Origin of the sequence: Geobacillus uzenensis, assembly GCF_002217665.1 — a bacterium.
Lineage (GTDB): Bacteria > Bacillota > Bacilli > Bacillales > Anoxybacillaceae > Geobacillus > Geobacillus subterraneus.
In genome coordinates, this window is sequence record NZ_NEWL01000006.1 from 616,329 (window position 1) to 631,826 (window position 15,498).

The window sequence follows — 15,498 nt, forward strand, 5'->3', positions numbered from 1 at the left end:
AGAAAAATATAGAAGGGAATTCTCCCTTCTATTATCTTACCATATTACTCAACAGAAATGACAAACGGGTATAGCGGCTGTTGGCCGTTATGCACTTCGACTTCCACTTCGTCATGTTCCTTTTCAAGATAGGCAACGATCGTTTCCACTTCCACTTCGGTCGCATCTTCACCGTATAGGATGGTGACGATTTCGCTTTCCTCGTCGATCAGCGCGTCAAGCAGCTGCTTCGTGACCGCGATCTTGTCCTTGTCGGCGACGATAATGCGGTCGTCAAACAGTCCCATGTAATCGCCTTTTTGAATCTCGATGCCATCGATCGTTGTATCGCGCACGGAAACCGTCACTTGCCCTGTTTTCACCTTTGAAAGCGCCGCCATCATCGCCCGTTCATTTTGCTCAGCCGATTGCGCCGGACTGAAGGCTAAAAGCGCCGCCATACCTTGCGGAACGGTTTTCGACGGGATGACAATCACGCGCCGTTCCGAAAGTTCCGCCGCCTGCTTGGCCGCCATCACAACGTTTTTGTTGTTCGGCAACACAAACACCGTTTCCGCGTTGGCGCGGCGGATGGCGTCGGCGATTTCTTCCGTGCTTGGATTCATCGTCTGCCCGCCTTCAATGACCGCGTGCGCACCGAGGCCTCGAAACAGTTCGGCCACGCCGGCGCCCATCGCCACCGTGACGATGCCGTATGGCTTCGCTTCCTCCGCAGCGGCGCGGGACGGCGTTTCCGCCTCTTTGCCGACGATGCGGGCATGCTGCTCGCGCATGTTTTCAATTTTAATGTTGATTAAGCTTCCATAGCGCTGGCCGTAAGTCAATACGTCACCCGGCGTTTCCGAATGAATGTGCACTTTGACAAGCTCGTCGTCAGCGACCACAAGCAGCGAGTCGCCAAACTGGCTCAGCTCGCGGCGAAACGTTTCTTCGGAAAACGGATGCCGCGCCAGCTTGTCCGCCTCAAAGCGAACCATAAATTCCGTGCAATAGCCAAATTCGATGTCATCGGTGTGAATATGGCTTTGCGCGCTTTGATGGTGCGCCATTTTCACCAAATCGTCCATCGACACTTCGGCGCGCGCCGTTGAGATCGTCTCCCCTTTCAAGGCGGCGAGAAACCCTTCGTACACATATACGAGCCCTTGGCCGCCACTGTCGACAACCCCGACTTCCTTTAGGACGGGCAGCAGCTCCGGCGTGCGCTGCAATGCTGCCTTGGCCTCGATAAGCGCCGCTTCCATCACCGCGGCGACGTCGCGCTCTTTTTTCGCCACTTCAATCGCTTTGCGCGCCGCTTCTTTGGCAACGGTGAGAATCGTCCCTTCGACCGGCTTCATGACCGCCTTGTAAGCCGTATCGACCCCCGCTTGCAAAGCAGCGGCAAATTCGAAGCCGTCCACTTGTTGTTTGCCTTCGACCGCCTTGGCAAACCCGCGGAACAGCTGCGACAAAATGACGCCGGAATTGCCGCGCGCCCCCATCAACAATCCTTTCGCCAGCGCCGCGGCGACGTTGCCGATATGGTCGGAGACGTTCGCCTTCACTTCTTTCGCCCCGGACGTCATCGACAAGTTCATGTTTGTTCCCGTATCACCATCTGGAACCGGAAAGACGTTCAGCGCATCGACCGCTTTGGCGTTGTCCGCTAAGTGGGCAGCCCCTTGCTGCACCATATCGGCAAACCGTCTTCCGTCAAGCGTCCTCATTGTCACCGACTAATTCCTCCTTACTACGGATTCGTCACCCGAACCCCTTGAACGTAAATGTTGATCGACTGAACCGCCAACCCGAGCGTTTGGTCGAGCGTATACTTCACTTTTGACTGCACGTTATGGGCGACTTCGGAAATTTTCGTCCCGTAGCTGACGATGATGTACATATCGATATGTACTTCGCCGTTTTCCTCCCGGACGATGACCCCTTTGGAGAAGTTTTCGCGGCGCAAAATTTCCGACAACCCGTCGCGAATTTGGTTTTTGGACGCCATCCCAACAATGCCGTAGCAATCGACGGCTGCTCCCCCCGCAATCATGGCAATGACTTCATTGGCGATTTCAATGCGCCCGTATTTTGTTTGCCATTCGATCGACATGCTCGTTCCCCCTTTTTCGTATCATCGCACAGCTACCTTTATTGTACTATAATGCTTACCGTTTTCAAAGCGCTCCGGCCGCCCACTAGTATTATTTAGCCGAAAACGTGAATAGATGTCAAGGCCATTTTCTTGAAAGGGAAAAGGCGTGTCTATTGCAATCCCTTCGGTTGTATGATAAATTATAATAGTGTTTTTAGAGGGATGTTAAAGCAAGGAGGGAAAACAAATGGCGAAATGCTTTGTCACCGGCAAGAAAAAATCGTTCGGCAACACGCGTTCACACGCTATGAATGCCAACCGCCGCACGTGGAAAGCCAACTTGCAGAAAGTGCGCATTTTAGTCGACGGCAAACCGAAACGCGTCTGGGTTTCGGCGCGGGCACTGAAATCCGGGAAAATTAAGCGCGTCTAACCATTCAACAAAAAAAGCACCAAAAATGGTGCTTTTTTCTTATCCTTTTTTGAATGCGTTCAACATCGCCCGCACAATCCCGCCTAAAAACTTCGGCAGCTTAATGGTATAAAACTTCATCCCGATTCCCTCCTCACACCCATCGTAACGAGCTTCCCGCCATTTCCTTATCCAGTATATTCCCGAATTGGCCAATCGCGACTACGGGCAGCTGGAATCGCTGCTCCTTATCATCATTAATATGCCTTCAGAAAACGAAAAAGTACCGGAAGATTGGATAAGTTCGTTACTAATACATAGTGTCGAGCCGCGGGAAATATGACAATTCGTTAACGGATATTTAAATCCGATGAGCGTGAGTTCGGCCACCGTTTCGGAAACCGGGATGTACGATACGTAGCGGTACCGCGCGTCATGTGCGACCGTGTATGTGCCGGGCAGATGAACGGTCAGCACGTTTTGCCGGTCGACGATTTCAATCGGCCGGCCGGCGTATTTCAACAGCAGTTCGACGTTTCCGAACAAATGATCGAGCCGTCCGCCGGTCGCGCCGAACAAGCGGATGCAGCGGGTTGTTTGTTCCACCGCCCAATCGAGGGCGATCTCCATATCGGTTTTGTCTTTTTCCGCCGGCCATACGTCAAGATGAGGAAACGCCTGCTGCAGCTTGGCAACGTCCCCGGCCGACAGTGAATCGAAGTCGCCAAACGCCCGCACCGGCCGAAAACCTGCCTCAAGCAGCGCTGCTGTGCCGCGATCGACGCCGACCCAGCACACGTCTTCTCCGTCATACAAGCGCAAGTCAGGGAGAAGCTCGCGCGGGCCGCCGCCGACGATATGGATGATCATTCTCTCCCCCCTTTTTATTCCGTGAACTCCCCGCCACCTACGCTTCGCTTAGAGGTGGAGGCTTCAAGCGACTTGTGCGTGTTCGCCGAACGGTAAGCCACGCACAAGAACCCTTTACGCTTTCCTTACGCTCCGAAGGCGTTCGTTCTAACAATAGATGACTACATCAGTTGGCGATCGCCAACCGACATTCATCTCCCGCCTGCTCACTGGGCTGTGCCCTTCACGTTCCTTGAGGCGGGAGAGTTCTTTCGGAAATTACGTTAACCCGTTGGTTGCCAAAAGGCAGGCTTGCCGCCTACCGCCGTTTGCGGCGGCTCAAATAGGAATCGGTCTATAGGGCGTTGGGCGCCGCCTCTGGCGCTATTTGGCGCACGCTTCACGGAGGGCGCGAATGGCGGCCGCCCGGTCGGGATCATTGTAAATGGCGGACCCAGCGACAAGCACGTTCGCCCCCGCTTCGACGCAAAGCGGCGCCGTCTTCGCATTGACGCCGCCGTCGACCTCAATGTCGATCGCCTTGTTTTGCTCATTAGCGAGCCGGGCGACCTCGCGGATTTTCGGCACCACGGCCGGAATAAACGCCTGTCCGCCAAATCCTGGGTTGACCGTCATCAATAAGACGAGATCCACCTCGGCCATGACATGGCGGATCATATCAACCGGCGTATGCGGGTTTAACACCACTCCGGCTTTCGCCCCTTGTTCTTTAATCAACTGGATCGTCCGGTGCAAATGTACGCACGCCTCGACATGGACGGAAATGAGATCCGCCCCAGCCTCGGCAAACGCCGGAATATACCGGTCCGGGTCAGTGATCATTAAATGGACGTCCAGCGGCAGCTTCGTCACCGGACGAATGGCGGCCACAATCGGCGGACCAAGCGTCAAGTTCGGCACAAAGTGTCCGTCCATCACGTCAACATGAATCCAGTCGGCTCCGCCTTCTTCCACAGAACGAATCTCCTCGGCCAGGCGGGCAAAATCGGCCGATAAAATCGATGGCGCAATTCGGATCATTGTTCAATACCTCGGCTTTCGTTCTTTCATTTCAGCGACAAAACTTAAATAATGGTCATAGCGGTACGGTGCGATGTCCCCGGCCGCCGCCGCTTCGCGCACCGCGCATTTCGGTTCAGCGACGTGGAGGCAGCCGCGGAACTTGCACCCTTCTCCGTACACCCGGAATTCCGGAAAATAATGCGGCAACTCATCAAGTTCAATCTGATCCAACTCAAGCGCGCTAAACCCGGGAGTATCGGCAACGAGCCCGCCGGCAACCTCAAGCAGTTCAACATGGCGGGTCGTATGTTTGCCGCGCCCTAAATGGGTGGAAATATCGCCCGTTTTTAGCTGCAAGTCCGGGCGGAGTGCGTTTAGCAGCGATGACTTGCCGACGCCCGACTGCCCGGCGACGACGGAGACGCGGCCGCAAAGATGCGAGGCCAGCTCGTCGAGACCCCCTTTTGTCACCGCCGACGTCTCAATCACCTCATAGCCGATGCGCCGGTAATCGCGCACATATCGGGCGATCGTCTCTCTCGCCCCGCCGTCAAGCAAATCGATTTTGCTAATGACAATGATCGGGGTGATGTTCTTTGACTCGACTAAGACGAGAAAGCGGTCAAGCAGCTTGGCACTGAAATCCGGGCTTACAGCAGAAAAAACTAAGATCGCCTGTTCGACGTTAGAGATCGGCGGCCGCACCAATTCATTTTGCCGTTCACAAATTTCCAAAATATAGCCTTCCGTCTCGCCCGTCGCCGTAAAGACGACGCGGTCGCCGACAAGCGGCGTCACTTTTTGCTTACGAAACACGCCGCGCCCCCGGCATTGAAACACGCTGCCTTCGGACAGGACATAGTAAAACCCGCTCAACGCTTTAATGATTTGCCCTTCTGCCATAGCTTCACTCCTTTTTCCCGCCGTTTTCTGGATACGGAATCGCCCCTTCATCTTTGACGACATTGTTGACAATGACGCGGTAATAGGCCGTCTCCCCATACGGAATTTCAAACTCAACCGTCTCTGTCACCGGATGTGTCAGCCGATACGTTTTATATGGCGTTGTCATATTATGGTTGGCGTCTTGAATGTACAGCTGCGCTTCGACCATTTGCCCGTTTTCCGCCGGTTCGTACGGAATGGCGATGTCTTTAATCACCGTTTTTGACGGCTTCGGCTCCGGACCGCGGGAAATAACGACCGTGATGGTTTCACCTTTTGCCACCTGTTCGCCTGCCGCCGGCGTTTGCGAAATGACAAGCCCTTCCGACACATCATCGGAATATTCATACGCCACTTCGATGCGCAGCCCTTGGTCTTCGCCGTAGTCGCGCACGCTCTTCTCTGTGTAGCCGGTCAAATCTTTGAGCTTCACTTTTTCCGGCCCTAAGCTGACGGTAAACATGACTTCTGTTTCATCCGGTACGACTTCATCGCCGGCGTACGGGTATTGATCCAAAATCGTCCCTTCCGGTTTGTCGCTGTAGCGGCCATTGCGCGTAATGCGGGTAAATCCTTCGGCGCGCAACTCCTCTTCCGCCACCGAAATATCATCGCCAATAAAGCTCGGAAATTCGATTTTCTTTTTTCCGACACTCTTATAAATAACGACGCCGGCCCCCGGCTTCACCGTCATGCCGGCTTCCGGATCGGTGCGCACGACTTTTCCTTCTTCTATTTTATCATCTTCCACATCGATCGTATCCTTAATTTCGAGGCCGAGCGCCGACAGCTGTTCAACGGCTTCATCGTAATCTTTATTGATGACATCAGGCATGGTCACGTCTTTCGGAAAGACAAGATCTGGAATCCAAGTCAGCGCGCTTACGCCAGCTGCGCCTAACAGCAGCAAGGCAGCCGCAAGCCAGGCGAGCCACGCCCGCTTCCGTTTCGGCTTCAGCCCGTCGTCCGCCTTCACCGGTTCGTTCGCTTTTTCCTCATAAACGAGCGTCTCTTGCTCTAGCGCCGCGCTTTCCGGTCGTTTTATAATCGGAATGGCTTTCGTCGCCTCTTCGTCATCATCGGGAATCGTAAACTTCGCCTCATTGCGCCGGCTTGGATCAAGCGCCGTCCGGATATCCTCGTTCATTTCACGCGCGGATGGATAGCGATAAAACGGATCTTTCGCCATCGCTTTTAAAATAATGTTTTCCACGCTTTGCGGAATCTCCGGATTCCACGCCTTCGGCGACGGCGTTTCCCCCTGCAAGTGCTTTAGCACGATCGAAACGGCCGATTCGCCGGAAAATGGCAGCCGGCCGGTGACGAGTTCAAACATGACGATGCCAAGTGAATACACGTCCGACTTTTCCGTGGCGATGCCGCCGCGCGCCTGTTCCGGCGACAAATAATGAACCGAACCGAGCACTGAATTCGTTTGTGTGATCGTCGTCCCGCTCAGCGCTACAGCGATGCCGAAGTCGGTGACTTTCACATTGCCATGCTCATCGATCAAAATATTTTGCGGTTTAATGTCGCGGTGGATGATGCCGTTCTCATGCGCATGGGCGATCGCTGAGGTCAGCTGGTCCATGATGCGGAGCGCCTGTTCGACCGGAAGCGGGGCGTGCTGCTGAATGTATTGCTTGAGCGTCGAGCCGCGCACATACTCCATGACGATATAATAGACGCCTTCCTCTTCACCGACGTCATAAATGGAGACGATATGTTCATGGTTTAAGCTCGTTGCCGCCTGCGCTTCACGGCGAAACCGTTTAATAAATTGGTCATCGTTGGCAAAATCAAGGCGAAGCACTTTGACAGCGACATCGCGTTCCAAAATGATGTCGCGGGCTAAATAGACGTTGGCCATGCCGCCGCCGCCGACGAGGCTGATGATTTTATAGCGATCATTCAATCGTTTTCCAATGAGCACGCTGATCACCCACCTTCACGTTCCGCTGAAAAATCGATGACCGCCAGCGAAATGTTATCTTCTCCGCCCCGCTCGTTCGCCAAACCGATGAGCACCTCGGCCTTCTCCTCGAGCGTGCCGCTGCCTGTCAAAATATGTACGATGTCTGCTTCCGGCACTTTGTTTGACAACCCGTCCGAACATAAAAGAAGCATGTCGCCGTCGTCAATGGCGACGGTTTTGACATCGATCTTCACCGCCGGTTCGGTGCCAAGCGCCCGCAAGAGCACATTTTTGCGCGGGTGGTGCTCGGCATCTTCCTTGGAAATTTGGCCGCTTTTGACAAGCTCATTGACAAGGGAGTGGTCATCCGTCAGCTGCTGGATTCCGTTTTGATTCAGCAAATAGCAGCGGCTGTCGCCAATATGGGCGATCGTAACAAACGGGCCGGCGCAAATCGCGCCGACAACCGTCGTCCCCATCCCTTGGCACTCCGGGTGGGAAAGCGCATGCCGAAACAGCTGGGCGTTGGCCGCCTCAATCTGCGTCTTTAGCCATTGCTCGGCCTCGGCCGGCGACGAAAGGCCGGGCGCTTCCTCCCACTGCGCCTGCAAATACGCCACCGCCATCGAGCTGGCCACATCGCCGGCGCGGTGACCGCCCATCCCGTCGGCGACGACCGCTAAATATTGGCCGCTTTGATTGACAAACACGCCGCCGCTGTCTTCGTTATGTTCGCGAATTTGCCCGATATCGGTTCGGAAAACGGCTCGCATCCGATTCACCTCGTCTCTTCTTTTCGCTCCTTCGCGCGAAGCTGTCCGCAGGCGGCATCGATGTCATGTCCGTGTTCGCGACGAATGGTCACGTTAATTCCATGTTTTTTCAACGCCCGTTCAAAGGCGAAAATTTGACTGCGCGGCGTGCGCACATAGTTGCGCTCCGGTACGTAGTTGACCGGAATTAAGTTCACATGGCATTTCAGCCCTTTCAGCAGCTCAGCTAGCTGCTCAGCATGCTCGAGCTGGTCATTCACCCCGCCGAACAGCCCATATTCAAACGTGACGCGCCGCCCCGTCTTTTCAATGTAATACCGAACTGCCTCCATCAGCTTCGGCAGCGGATACGCCTTATTGATCGGCATGAGCTTCGTCCGCAGCTCGGTCGTCGGCGCGTGCAGCGAGATGGCGAAATTCACTTGCATCCCTTCATCAGCAAATTGGTAAATTTTTGGGATGATGCCGCTCGTGGAAACAGTAATATGGCGGGCACCGATGTTCAGCCCTTTCGGATGGTTGACAATGCGCAGAAACTTGATGAGCGCATCATAATTGTCAAACGGCTCACCGATGCCCATCACGACGATGCTGCTGACGCGCTCCTCGGTTTCATCGAGCGCCTTTTGCACTTGCACGACTTGGGCGACGATTTCGCCCGCCTCTAAATGGCGTTTCAGCCCGCCGAGCGTCGAGGCGCAAAACGTGCAGCCGATGCGGCAGCCGACTTGCGTCGTCACGCATACGGAATTCCCGTAGTTATGGCGCATGAGCACCGTCTCGATCGAATAGCCGTCATGCAGCTCGAACAAAAATTTGATCGTCCCATCTTTCGATGTTTGTTTCACGATCGTTTTCAATGTGGTGATGGAAAACGACGCGGCGAGCTGTTCGCGCAGCCGTTTGGGCAAGTTCGTCATCTCAGCAAAGTCGGTGACGCGCTTTTCGTACAGCCACTCATAAATTTGCGTGGCGCGAAACGGCTTTTCACCGTGAGCGACGAGCCATTCCTTCCATTCGTCAAGCGTCAGCGAGTAAATTGACGGCAAGGTTGGCAGCTGCGCTTCGCCGGCGGGCCGGCGGGCAGCTGTATGAGTGATTTCCATTTTTACCCCTTCTTTCGTAACCGGGCGATAAAAAACCCGTCAGAGTCAAAATCGTGCGGCAACAGCTGCAGCATGCCGCCTTTCACATGCGGCCGCACCGCTTCCGGCAGCCGCTCGGCGAGACGGTCGTCAAGTGAAAAGTCCGGATGATCGGCCAAAAAGCGGGCAACGGCTTCTTCATTTTCCTCGCGCTCGACTGTACATGTGCTGTAAACAAGCGCGCCCCCTTTTTTCAACAGCGGGGCGGCCGCCCGCAAAATGGCTTGCTGAATGTCGACAAGCGCCGCGACATCGTCTTTCCCTTTCGTATACTTGATCTCCGGTTTGCGGCGGATGACGCCGAACCCGGTGCACGGCGCATCGACTAAAATGCGGTCAAACGACTCGGGAGCGAACCGCTCGCCGAGCCGGCGGCTGTCAAGGGCGAGCGCCGTGATATTGTCAAGGCCGAGCCGTTGCGCCTGCTGTTCAATGAGCTTCACTTTATGCTCGTGAATGTCGATGGCGACCACTTCGCCGCGGCCGTCCATCCGTTCGGCGATATGAGTCGTTTTTCCACCCGGCGCCGCGCAACAGTCGAGCACCCGCTCCCCTGCTGCCGGATCGAGCGCCCGGGCAACGAGCATCGAGCTTTCATCTTGGATCGTCAGCCAGCCGGCGCGAAACGCCTCCGTATGGGCCAAATTCCCTTTTTCCGCTCGGATGGCTTCCGGGGCAAGTTGACCTTGAACGGCCTTCACTCCTTCGTTGTCAAGCCGCTCAAGCGCCTCCTCTACCGTTGCCTTCAACCGGTTGACGCGGGCGGTCGATTGCGGCGGGCGCAAATTGATCTCGCACATGCGCGACGTCTCCTCAAGGCCATATTGTTCGATCCAGCGCCGGACAAGCCACTCCGGATGGCTTGTCGCGACGGCGAGCCGCTTTCCGGGATCGTTAATCGCATCGAGCGACGGCAGCCCCTCGCGGCCAATGGCGCGCAAAACGCCGTTCACGAGCGAAGCGATGCCGCGATGGCCGCGCCGCTTGGCGATTTCCACCGCTTCAAAGATGGCAGCGCGATCCGGGACGCGGTCCAAATAGACCATTTGGTACACCGTCAGCCGGAGAAGCACCCGCACCCATGGCTCGAGCCGGCGCGCCTTGCGCAAAAACGGCGTCAAATAATAGTCGAGCGTATCGCGCCGCTGCACCGTTCCGTACACGATTTCCGTCAGCAACGCCGCATCGCGCCCGTCAAGACGCCCTTTCCGGATGGCGTCATTCAACTGCAAGTGGCTATAGGCTCCTTTTTGTTCGATGGCTAACAGCGTATCTAAAGCAAGTTCACGTACGTTCATTGTCCTCTCCTAGCTTCATGCCGGCCGCAAGCCGGCTGCCGGCGCCGCGCAAAAACTCGCCGGCGGCCATCCGCTTTTTGCCGGCCGGCTGCAATTCAGTAATTTTAATGGCGGTCTCATTGCCGGTCGCGACGACGATGCCATCCTCCTCAAGCGCCAAAATCGTCCCCGGCGGCGCTAGGCTTGGCGCCGGCACTTTGTCGCCCCACCAGATTTTCCAAACGTTCCCGTCGTGCGTCGTATACGTAACCGGCCACGGGCAGAAGGCGCGAATATGGTTGTAAATGACCTCGCCAGGCTGCGTCCAGTCAATCCGCTCTTGTTCGCGCCGGATATTCGGGGCATATGTCGCCTTCTCTTCGTCTTGCGGAACAGGCGTGATGGTTCCTTCGAGTAAAAGCGGGAGCGTTTCTGATAATAGTTTAGCCCCGGCAGCGCTCAATTTATCATGCAGCGTGCCGACGGTATCCGTTTCTTCAATCGGCACCTCGACTTGCGCCAGCATGTCGCCGGCATCGAGACGCTCGACCATGTACATGATCGTGACGCCCGTTTTCGTTTTTCCCTGCCAAATGGCGTAATGGATCGGCGCCCCGCCGCGCAGCTCGGGAAGAAGCGAGGCGTGAACATTGATGCAGCCGTATTTTGGCGCATCGAGCAGCGCCTTCGGCAAAATTTGCCCAAACGCCGCCGTCACGATCAAGTCAGGCGCGAACGCCAGCACTTGTTCGTATTGTTCCGGCTCACGAATTTTCGCCGGCTGCAGCACCGGAATGCCCTGCTTCTCAGCCTCCACTTTCACCGGGGGCGGAACGAGCTCGCGCTTCCGCCCTTTCGGCTTGTCCGGCTGCGTGACAACGGCCGTAACCCGATACCCGTCATCAAGCAGCTGCCGCAAAACCGGCACGGCAAAGTCAGGCGTTCCCATAAAGACAATGTTCGTCATTGGCCATCTATCCTTCCAATTCTTCAAGATCACAGTAACGAATCACTTTCGACGTAAACAGCACGCCGTGCAAATGGTCGATTTCATGCTGCAGGGCGCGGGCCAAAAAGCCGGTCGCGGAGAGAGTAAACAAGCGACCGCGCCGGTTTTGCGCCCGCACTTTCACGTACTCGGCGCGCGGCACTTCGCCAAACAGGCCGGGAAAGCTCAAGCAGCCTTCGACATCTACTTGTTCGCCGCGCGCCTCGACAATAACCGGATTGATGAGCTCAATCCGGCCGTGCTCATCGCCGACATCGACGACAGCAACCTGTTTGGCGATGCCGACTTGCGAAGCGGCCAAGCCAACCCCGTCTGCGGCAAGCATCGTCTCATACATATCATCAAGCAGCCGGCCGAGCTGGCGGTCAAAGGCCGTCACCGGCGCGCACGGCTGTTCCAAAACCGGAGCAGGGTAAGTGACAATCGGCAGTACAGACAACGTCATTCCTCCATTTTCACATCATCATATACGGGTTTGTATCGACGGTAATCGTCACCCCACCGTGGGCGGCATCCGCCTGGTAGCGGTCGATGACCGCTTTGAGCGCCGCCGTTACGTTCGGTTCCCGCTTGTATTTTATCATGCATTGGTAACGATATCTATCATGAAGGCGGGCGATCGGTGAGGCGACCGGGCCGAGGATGACCGCTTCGTTCGACAGCTGCTTGCGCAAATAGGCGGCGATTTTTTCAGCCGCTTTGGCCGCGGCTGGCGCTTCTTCGTGCGCGGCGGTAATGAGCGCCAAATAATAGTACGGCGGATAACCGTGCGCCTTGCGCAGCGTCATCTCCCGCCGGTAAAAAGCGCGGTAATCATGGCGGGCGGCGAGCGCAATGCTGTAGTGGTCCGGCGTATACGTCTGGATGACGACTTCACCGGGCAGCTCATGCCGGCCGGCGCGCCCGCTCACTTGCGTCAGCAGCTGGAACGTTTTCTCCGCGGCGCGGAAATCAGGCAGATGGAGCATCGTATCGGCAGCGAGCACGCCGACGAGCGTCACGTCAGGAAAATCAAGCCCTTTGGCGATCATTTGCGTGCCGAGCAAAATATCGGCTTCTTTGGCGGCAAAGCGGGAAAGCAGCTCTTCATGCGCCCCTTTCCGCCCGGTCGTGTCGACATCCATGCGGATGACGCGCGCCGTTGGCAACAGCTTGGCCAACTCTTCTTCCACTTTTTGCGTGCCGGTGCCGAAAAAGCGGATATGTTCGCTCCCACACGACGGACAGCGGGGGGCCAGCGGCTCTTCATGGCCGCAATAATGGCATTTCATCCGCTCCCCGGCGCGATGGTATGTGAGTGAAATGTCACAATGCGGACAGCGGATGACATAGCCGCAGCCGCGGCACATGACAAACGTCGAATAGCCGCGCCGGTTTAAAAACAGTACCGCCTGCTCGCCGCGTTCGAGCCGAAGGCGCAGCTCATCAAGCAGCCGGCGCGAAAACATCGAACGGTTGCCGCTGCGCAGTTCCTCGCGCATATCGACAATATGGACGTCCGGCATGCCGCGCTCAGCAATCCGCTCCGGCAGTTCAAGCAGCTCATACACCCCTTTGGCGGCGCGGGCGAACGTCTCGAGCGACGGAGTGGCGCTGCCGAGCACGACCGGACAGCCGTGGCGGCGGGCGCGGTAAATGGCGACATCCCGTGCATGGTAGCGCGGCATCTCCTCTTGCTTATAGCTCGTCTCATGCTCCTCGTCGATAATGATCATCCCTAAGTTTTCAAACGGGGCAAACACCGCCGAGCGCGCGCCGACGACAAGTTGCACCTCTTTGCGGTGAATTTTCCGCCATTCGTCATATTTTTCGCCGACCGACAGCCCGCTGTGAAGCACCGCTACTTTCGGGCCGAACCGGCTTTTGAAGCGCTCAACCATTTGCGGCGTCAGCGAAATTTCCGGCACGAGCACGATCGCCTCTTTTCCTTGGCGCAACACTTCCTCGATCGCCTGCATATACACTTCCGTCTTTCCGCTGCCGGTGACGCCGTAAAGCAAAAACGTGCGATGTTCCCCGGCGCGCACTGAAGCGGTGATCTTCGCCAACGCTTGCGCCTGCGCCGGGGTGAGCGCCAGCGGCTCGCTCGGCTGAAACGTGCGATGCGCATACGGATCGCGATACACTTCGACATCGCGAACAACAACCAATCCTTTCTCCACAAGCGCCTTCAGCGGGGCAGAGGAAATGCCGAGTGTTGCTTGCAGTTTGGCAATGGGGACCGCTTCCCCCCGCTTGAGCAAAAACGACACCACTTCCTTTTGTCGCGCCGGCAGCGAATGAAGCGCCTGTTCCGCCTGTTCGGCCGAAACGGCAAGAGCGGCGGACTTCACCGTTTTCTTCCCCGCTTTGTCTTTCACGTTGTAAACGGCTTCGAGCACGCCTTGTTGCACCGCTTTTTGCGCCGCCCGCCATAAACCGGCGGCCTCAACCTCGTTCCACGCCACTTCCGTCCTTCCGGCAACCAGCGACTTCAACTCATCGGGAAGCTCGCCCCGTCTTTCCTCTTCCGCCAAGCGGAGCACCTTCTCATATTTCGCTCGCATCGCCGCCGGCAACATCGCCTGGTACGCGGAAATGGCAAAACAAAGCGTCGTCTCCGTCAAATAGCGGCCAAGGTCGAGCAGCTCCTCATTTAACACCGGCACGACGTCGAGTACGTGTTCGATCGGCTTCAGCTGTTCGATCTCGGAATGGTCTTTTACCTCAATGACAAATCCTTGCAGACGACGCGCCCCGAATGGCACCGTCACCCGCATGCCCGGCTGGATGACGCCATGCCAGCGCTCGGGAATCAAATAATCGAACGGGCGATCCGTTTGCCGTGTCGGGACATCGACAATGACCGATGCTACTTTCATCGAATCCCCTCGATATACGCATAAATTTCTTTTAAAAGTTCCTCGGCGGCCTCGCGTTTTGTCATGAGCGGCAGCGAACGGACGACGCCGTCACGGCGGAAAATGGTGATGATGTTCGTATCACCGGCAAAGCCTGCTCCTTCTTCGGTCACATTGTTGGCGACGACAAGGTCAAGCCGCTTTTCTTCGAGTTTTTTTAACGCATATTGTTCAAGGTTGTCCGTTTCAGCCGCAAATCCGACTAAAATTTGCCTTGTTTTCCGCTCGCCGAGCGTTTTTAAAATGTCGACTGTCCGTTCCATCTCGACGACATAATCGCCGGGCTGCTTTTTAATTTTCGTCTCCGCTACATATTTCGGCCGGTAATCGGCCACCGCCGCCGCTTTAATGACAACGTCCGTTTCCGCAAAGCGGGACAAGACCGCTTCATACATCTCAGCTGCCGACTCAACCGGCACCGTCTCGACACCATCGGGCGAAGAAAGGGCTGTGGGGCCGGAGACAAGCGTGACGGATGCACCAAAGCGGGCCGCCGCCTCGGCGATCGCATAGCCCATTTTGCCGCTCGAATAATTGGAAAAATAGCGGACCGGGTCGAGTTTTTCCCTTGTCGGCCCGGCGGTCACAAGAATGCGTTTCCCGCGGAACAAAGGCGGATCGGCGGCGAAAAACCGCTCGATATGGGCGATGATGTCTTCCGGCTCTTCAAGCCGCCCTTTGCCGATATAGCCGCACGCCAAGTAGCCTTCCGACGGCTCGATGAACCGATAGCCGAACCGGTGCAGCGTTTCAATGTTCGCCTGCACGGCCGGATGTTCGTACATATGGACATTCATCGCCGGGGCGATCCACACCGGCGCTTTCGTCGCCAAAATCGTCGTCGTCGCCATATTGTCGGCGATGCCGGCGGCCAGCTTGGCGATCGTATTCGCCGTCGCCGGGGCGACAAGAACGAGGTCAGCCCAATCGGCCAAATCGATATGGGCAATAACGGCCGGATTGTTTTCTGCGAACGTGTCAACATATACTTCTTGGCGTGACAATGCTTGGAACGTAAGCGGCGTAATAAACTGGCACGCCCCTTCGGTCATGATGACTCTCACTTCCGCGCCGCGCTGGGTTAACTGGCTTGTCAGCGCCGCGGCCTTGTAAGCGGCAACCCCCCCGGTTACACAAAGCAAAATATGTTTCCCCTTGATCATCTTGACCACC

At 56.3% G+C, this 15,498-nt stretch carries 15 protein-coding genes; 1 reads left to right on the forward strand and 14 read right to left on the reverse strand.

Annotated features, from left to right (window positions below; all coding sequences use genetic code 11):
* Nucleotides 1–44: 44 nt before the first annotated feature.
* Entirely contained in the window at nucleotides 45–1,715 is a 1,671-nt protein-coding gene (locus B9L21_RS10525; protein WP_063166333.1) for a DAK2 domain-containing protein, read from the reverse strand.
* A gap of 17 nt (nucleotides 1,716–1,732) precedes the next feature.
* The gene (locus B9L21_RS10530; protein WP_063166334.1) at nucleotides 1,733–2,095 is read right to left on the reverse strand and encodes an Asp23/Gls24 family envelope stress response protein; all 363 of its coding nucleotides are present in this window, start codon (nucleotides 2,093–2,095) and stop codon (nucleotides 1,733–1,735) included.
* 229 nt (nucleotides 2,096–2,324) lie between these two features.
* On the opposite strand from B9L21_RS10530, the gene rpmB reads away from it, so the two are divergent.
* Entirely contained in the window at nucleotides 2,325–2,510 is a 186-nt protein-coding gene (rpmB, locus tag B9L21_RS10535) for a 50S ribosomal protein L28 (protein ID WP_008878630.1), read from the forward strand.
* Nucleotides 2,511–2,549: 39 nt separating this feature from the next.
* On the opposite strand, the gene spoVM is transcribed toward rpmB, so the two are convergent.
* The 12 genes from spoVM to coaBC form a co-directional block, all read right to left on the reverse strand.
* A complete protein-coding gene (spoVM, locus tag B9L21_RS10540; RefSeq protein WP_017437127.1) occupies nucleotides 2,550–2,630 on the reverse strand; it encodes a stage V sporulation protein SpoVM in 81 nt (26 codons plus the stop codon).
* 81 nt (nucleotides 2,631–2,711) lie between these two features.
* Entirely contained in the window at nucleotides 2,712–3,359 is a 648-nt protein-coding gene (locus B9L21_RS10545) for a thiamine diphosphokinase (protein WP_063166335.1), read from the reverse strand.
* A gap of 363 nt (nucleotides 3,360–3,722) precedes the next feature.
* Nucleotides 3,723–4,379 (reverse strand): ribulose-phosphate 3-epimerase, encoded by a 657-nt coding sequence (gene rpe, locus B9L21_RS10550; protein ID WP_063166336.1) that lies wholly within the window; start codon nucleotides 4,377–4,379, stop codon nucleotides 3,723–3,725.
* A 3-nt stretch (nucleotides 4,380–4,382) separates the two neighbouring features.
* Nucleotides 4,383–5,264, reverse strand: a complete 882-nt coding sequence (rsgA, locus tag B9L21_RS10555) for a ribosome small subunit-dependent GTPase A (protein WP_063166337.1) — start codon at nucleotides 5,262–5,264, stop codon at nucleotides 4,383–4,385.
* Nucleotides 5,265–5,268: 4 nt separating this feature from the next.
* Nucleotides 5,269–7,239, reverse strand: coding sequence for a Stk1 family PASTA domain-containing Ser/Thr kinase (gene pknB / locus B9L21_RS10560; RefSeq protein ID WP_063167381.1), 1,971 nt, complete (start codon nucleotides 7,237–7,239; stop codon nucleotides 5,269–5,271).
* A 5-nt stretch (nucleotides 7,240–7,244) separates the two neighbouring features.
* Nucleotides 7,245–7,994, reverse strand: coding sequence for a Stp1/IreP family PP2C-type Ser/Thr phosphatase (locus tag B9L21_RS10565; RefSeq protein WP_063166338.1), 750 nt, complete (start codon nucleotides 7,992–7,994; stop codon nucleotides 7,245–7,247).
* Nucleotides 7,995–7,999: 5 nt separating this feature from the next.
* Nucleotides 8,000–9,100, reverse strand: coding sequence for a 23S rRNA (adenine(2503)-C(2))-methyltransferase RlmN (gene rlmN, locus B9L21_RS10570; RefSeq protein ID WP_063166339.1), 1,101 nt, complete (start codon nucleotides 9,098–9,100; stop codon nucleotides 8,000–8,002).
* A gap of 2 nt (nucleotides 9,101–9,102) precedes the next feature.
* Nucleotides 9,103–10,437 carry a 16S rRNA (cytosine(967)-C(5))-methyltransferase RsmB gene (rsmB, locus tag B9L21_RS10575; protein WP_063166340.1) on the reverse strand — a complete coding sequence of 445 codons (1,335 nt, stop codon included), beginning with the start codon at nucleotides 10,435–10,437 and terminating at the stop codon, nucleotides 9,103–9,105.
* Complete coding sequence (gene fmt / locus B9L21_RS10580) at nucleotides 10,424–11,383, reverse strand: methionyl-tRNA formyltransferase (protein ID WP_063166341.1); 960 nt, start codon at nucleotides 11,381–11,383, stop codon at nucleotides 10,424–10,426. The genes rsmB and fmt overlap by 14 nt, the downstream gene beginning before the upstream one ends.
* A 7-nt stretch (nucleotides 11,384–11,390) precedes the next feature.
* Nucleotides 11,391–11,864: a peptide deformylase gene (gene def, locus B9L21_RS10585; protein WP_063167382.1), complete on the reverse strand. Its 474-nt coding sequence runs from the start codon at nucleotides 11,862–11,864 to the stop codon at nucleotides 11,391–11,393.
* Between the two features lie 16 nt (nucleotides 11,865–11,880).
* The gene (gene priA / locus B9L21_RS10590) at nucleotides 11,881–14,286 is read right to left on the reverse strand and encodes a primosomal protein N' (RefSeq protein ID WP_063166342.1); all 2,406 of its coding nucleotides are present in this window, start codon (nucleotides 14,284–14,286) and stop codon (nucleotides 11,881–11,883) included.
* Nucleotides 14,283–15,488, reverse strand: a complete 1,206-nt coding sequence (gene coaBC / locus B9L21_RS10595) for a bifunctional phosphopantothenoylcysteine decarboxylase/phosphopantothenate--cysteine ligase CoaBC (RefSeq protein WP_063166343.1) — start codon at nucleotides 15,486–15,488, stop codon at nucleotides 14,283–14,285. The genes priA and coaBC overlap by 4 nt, the downstream gene beginning before the upstream one ends.
* Between the last annotated feature and the right edge of the window lie 10 nt (nucleotides 15,489–15,498).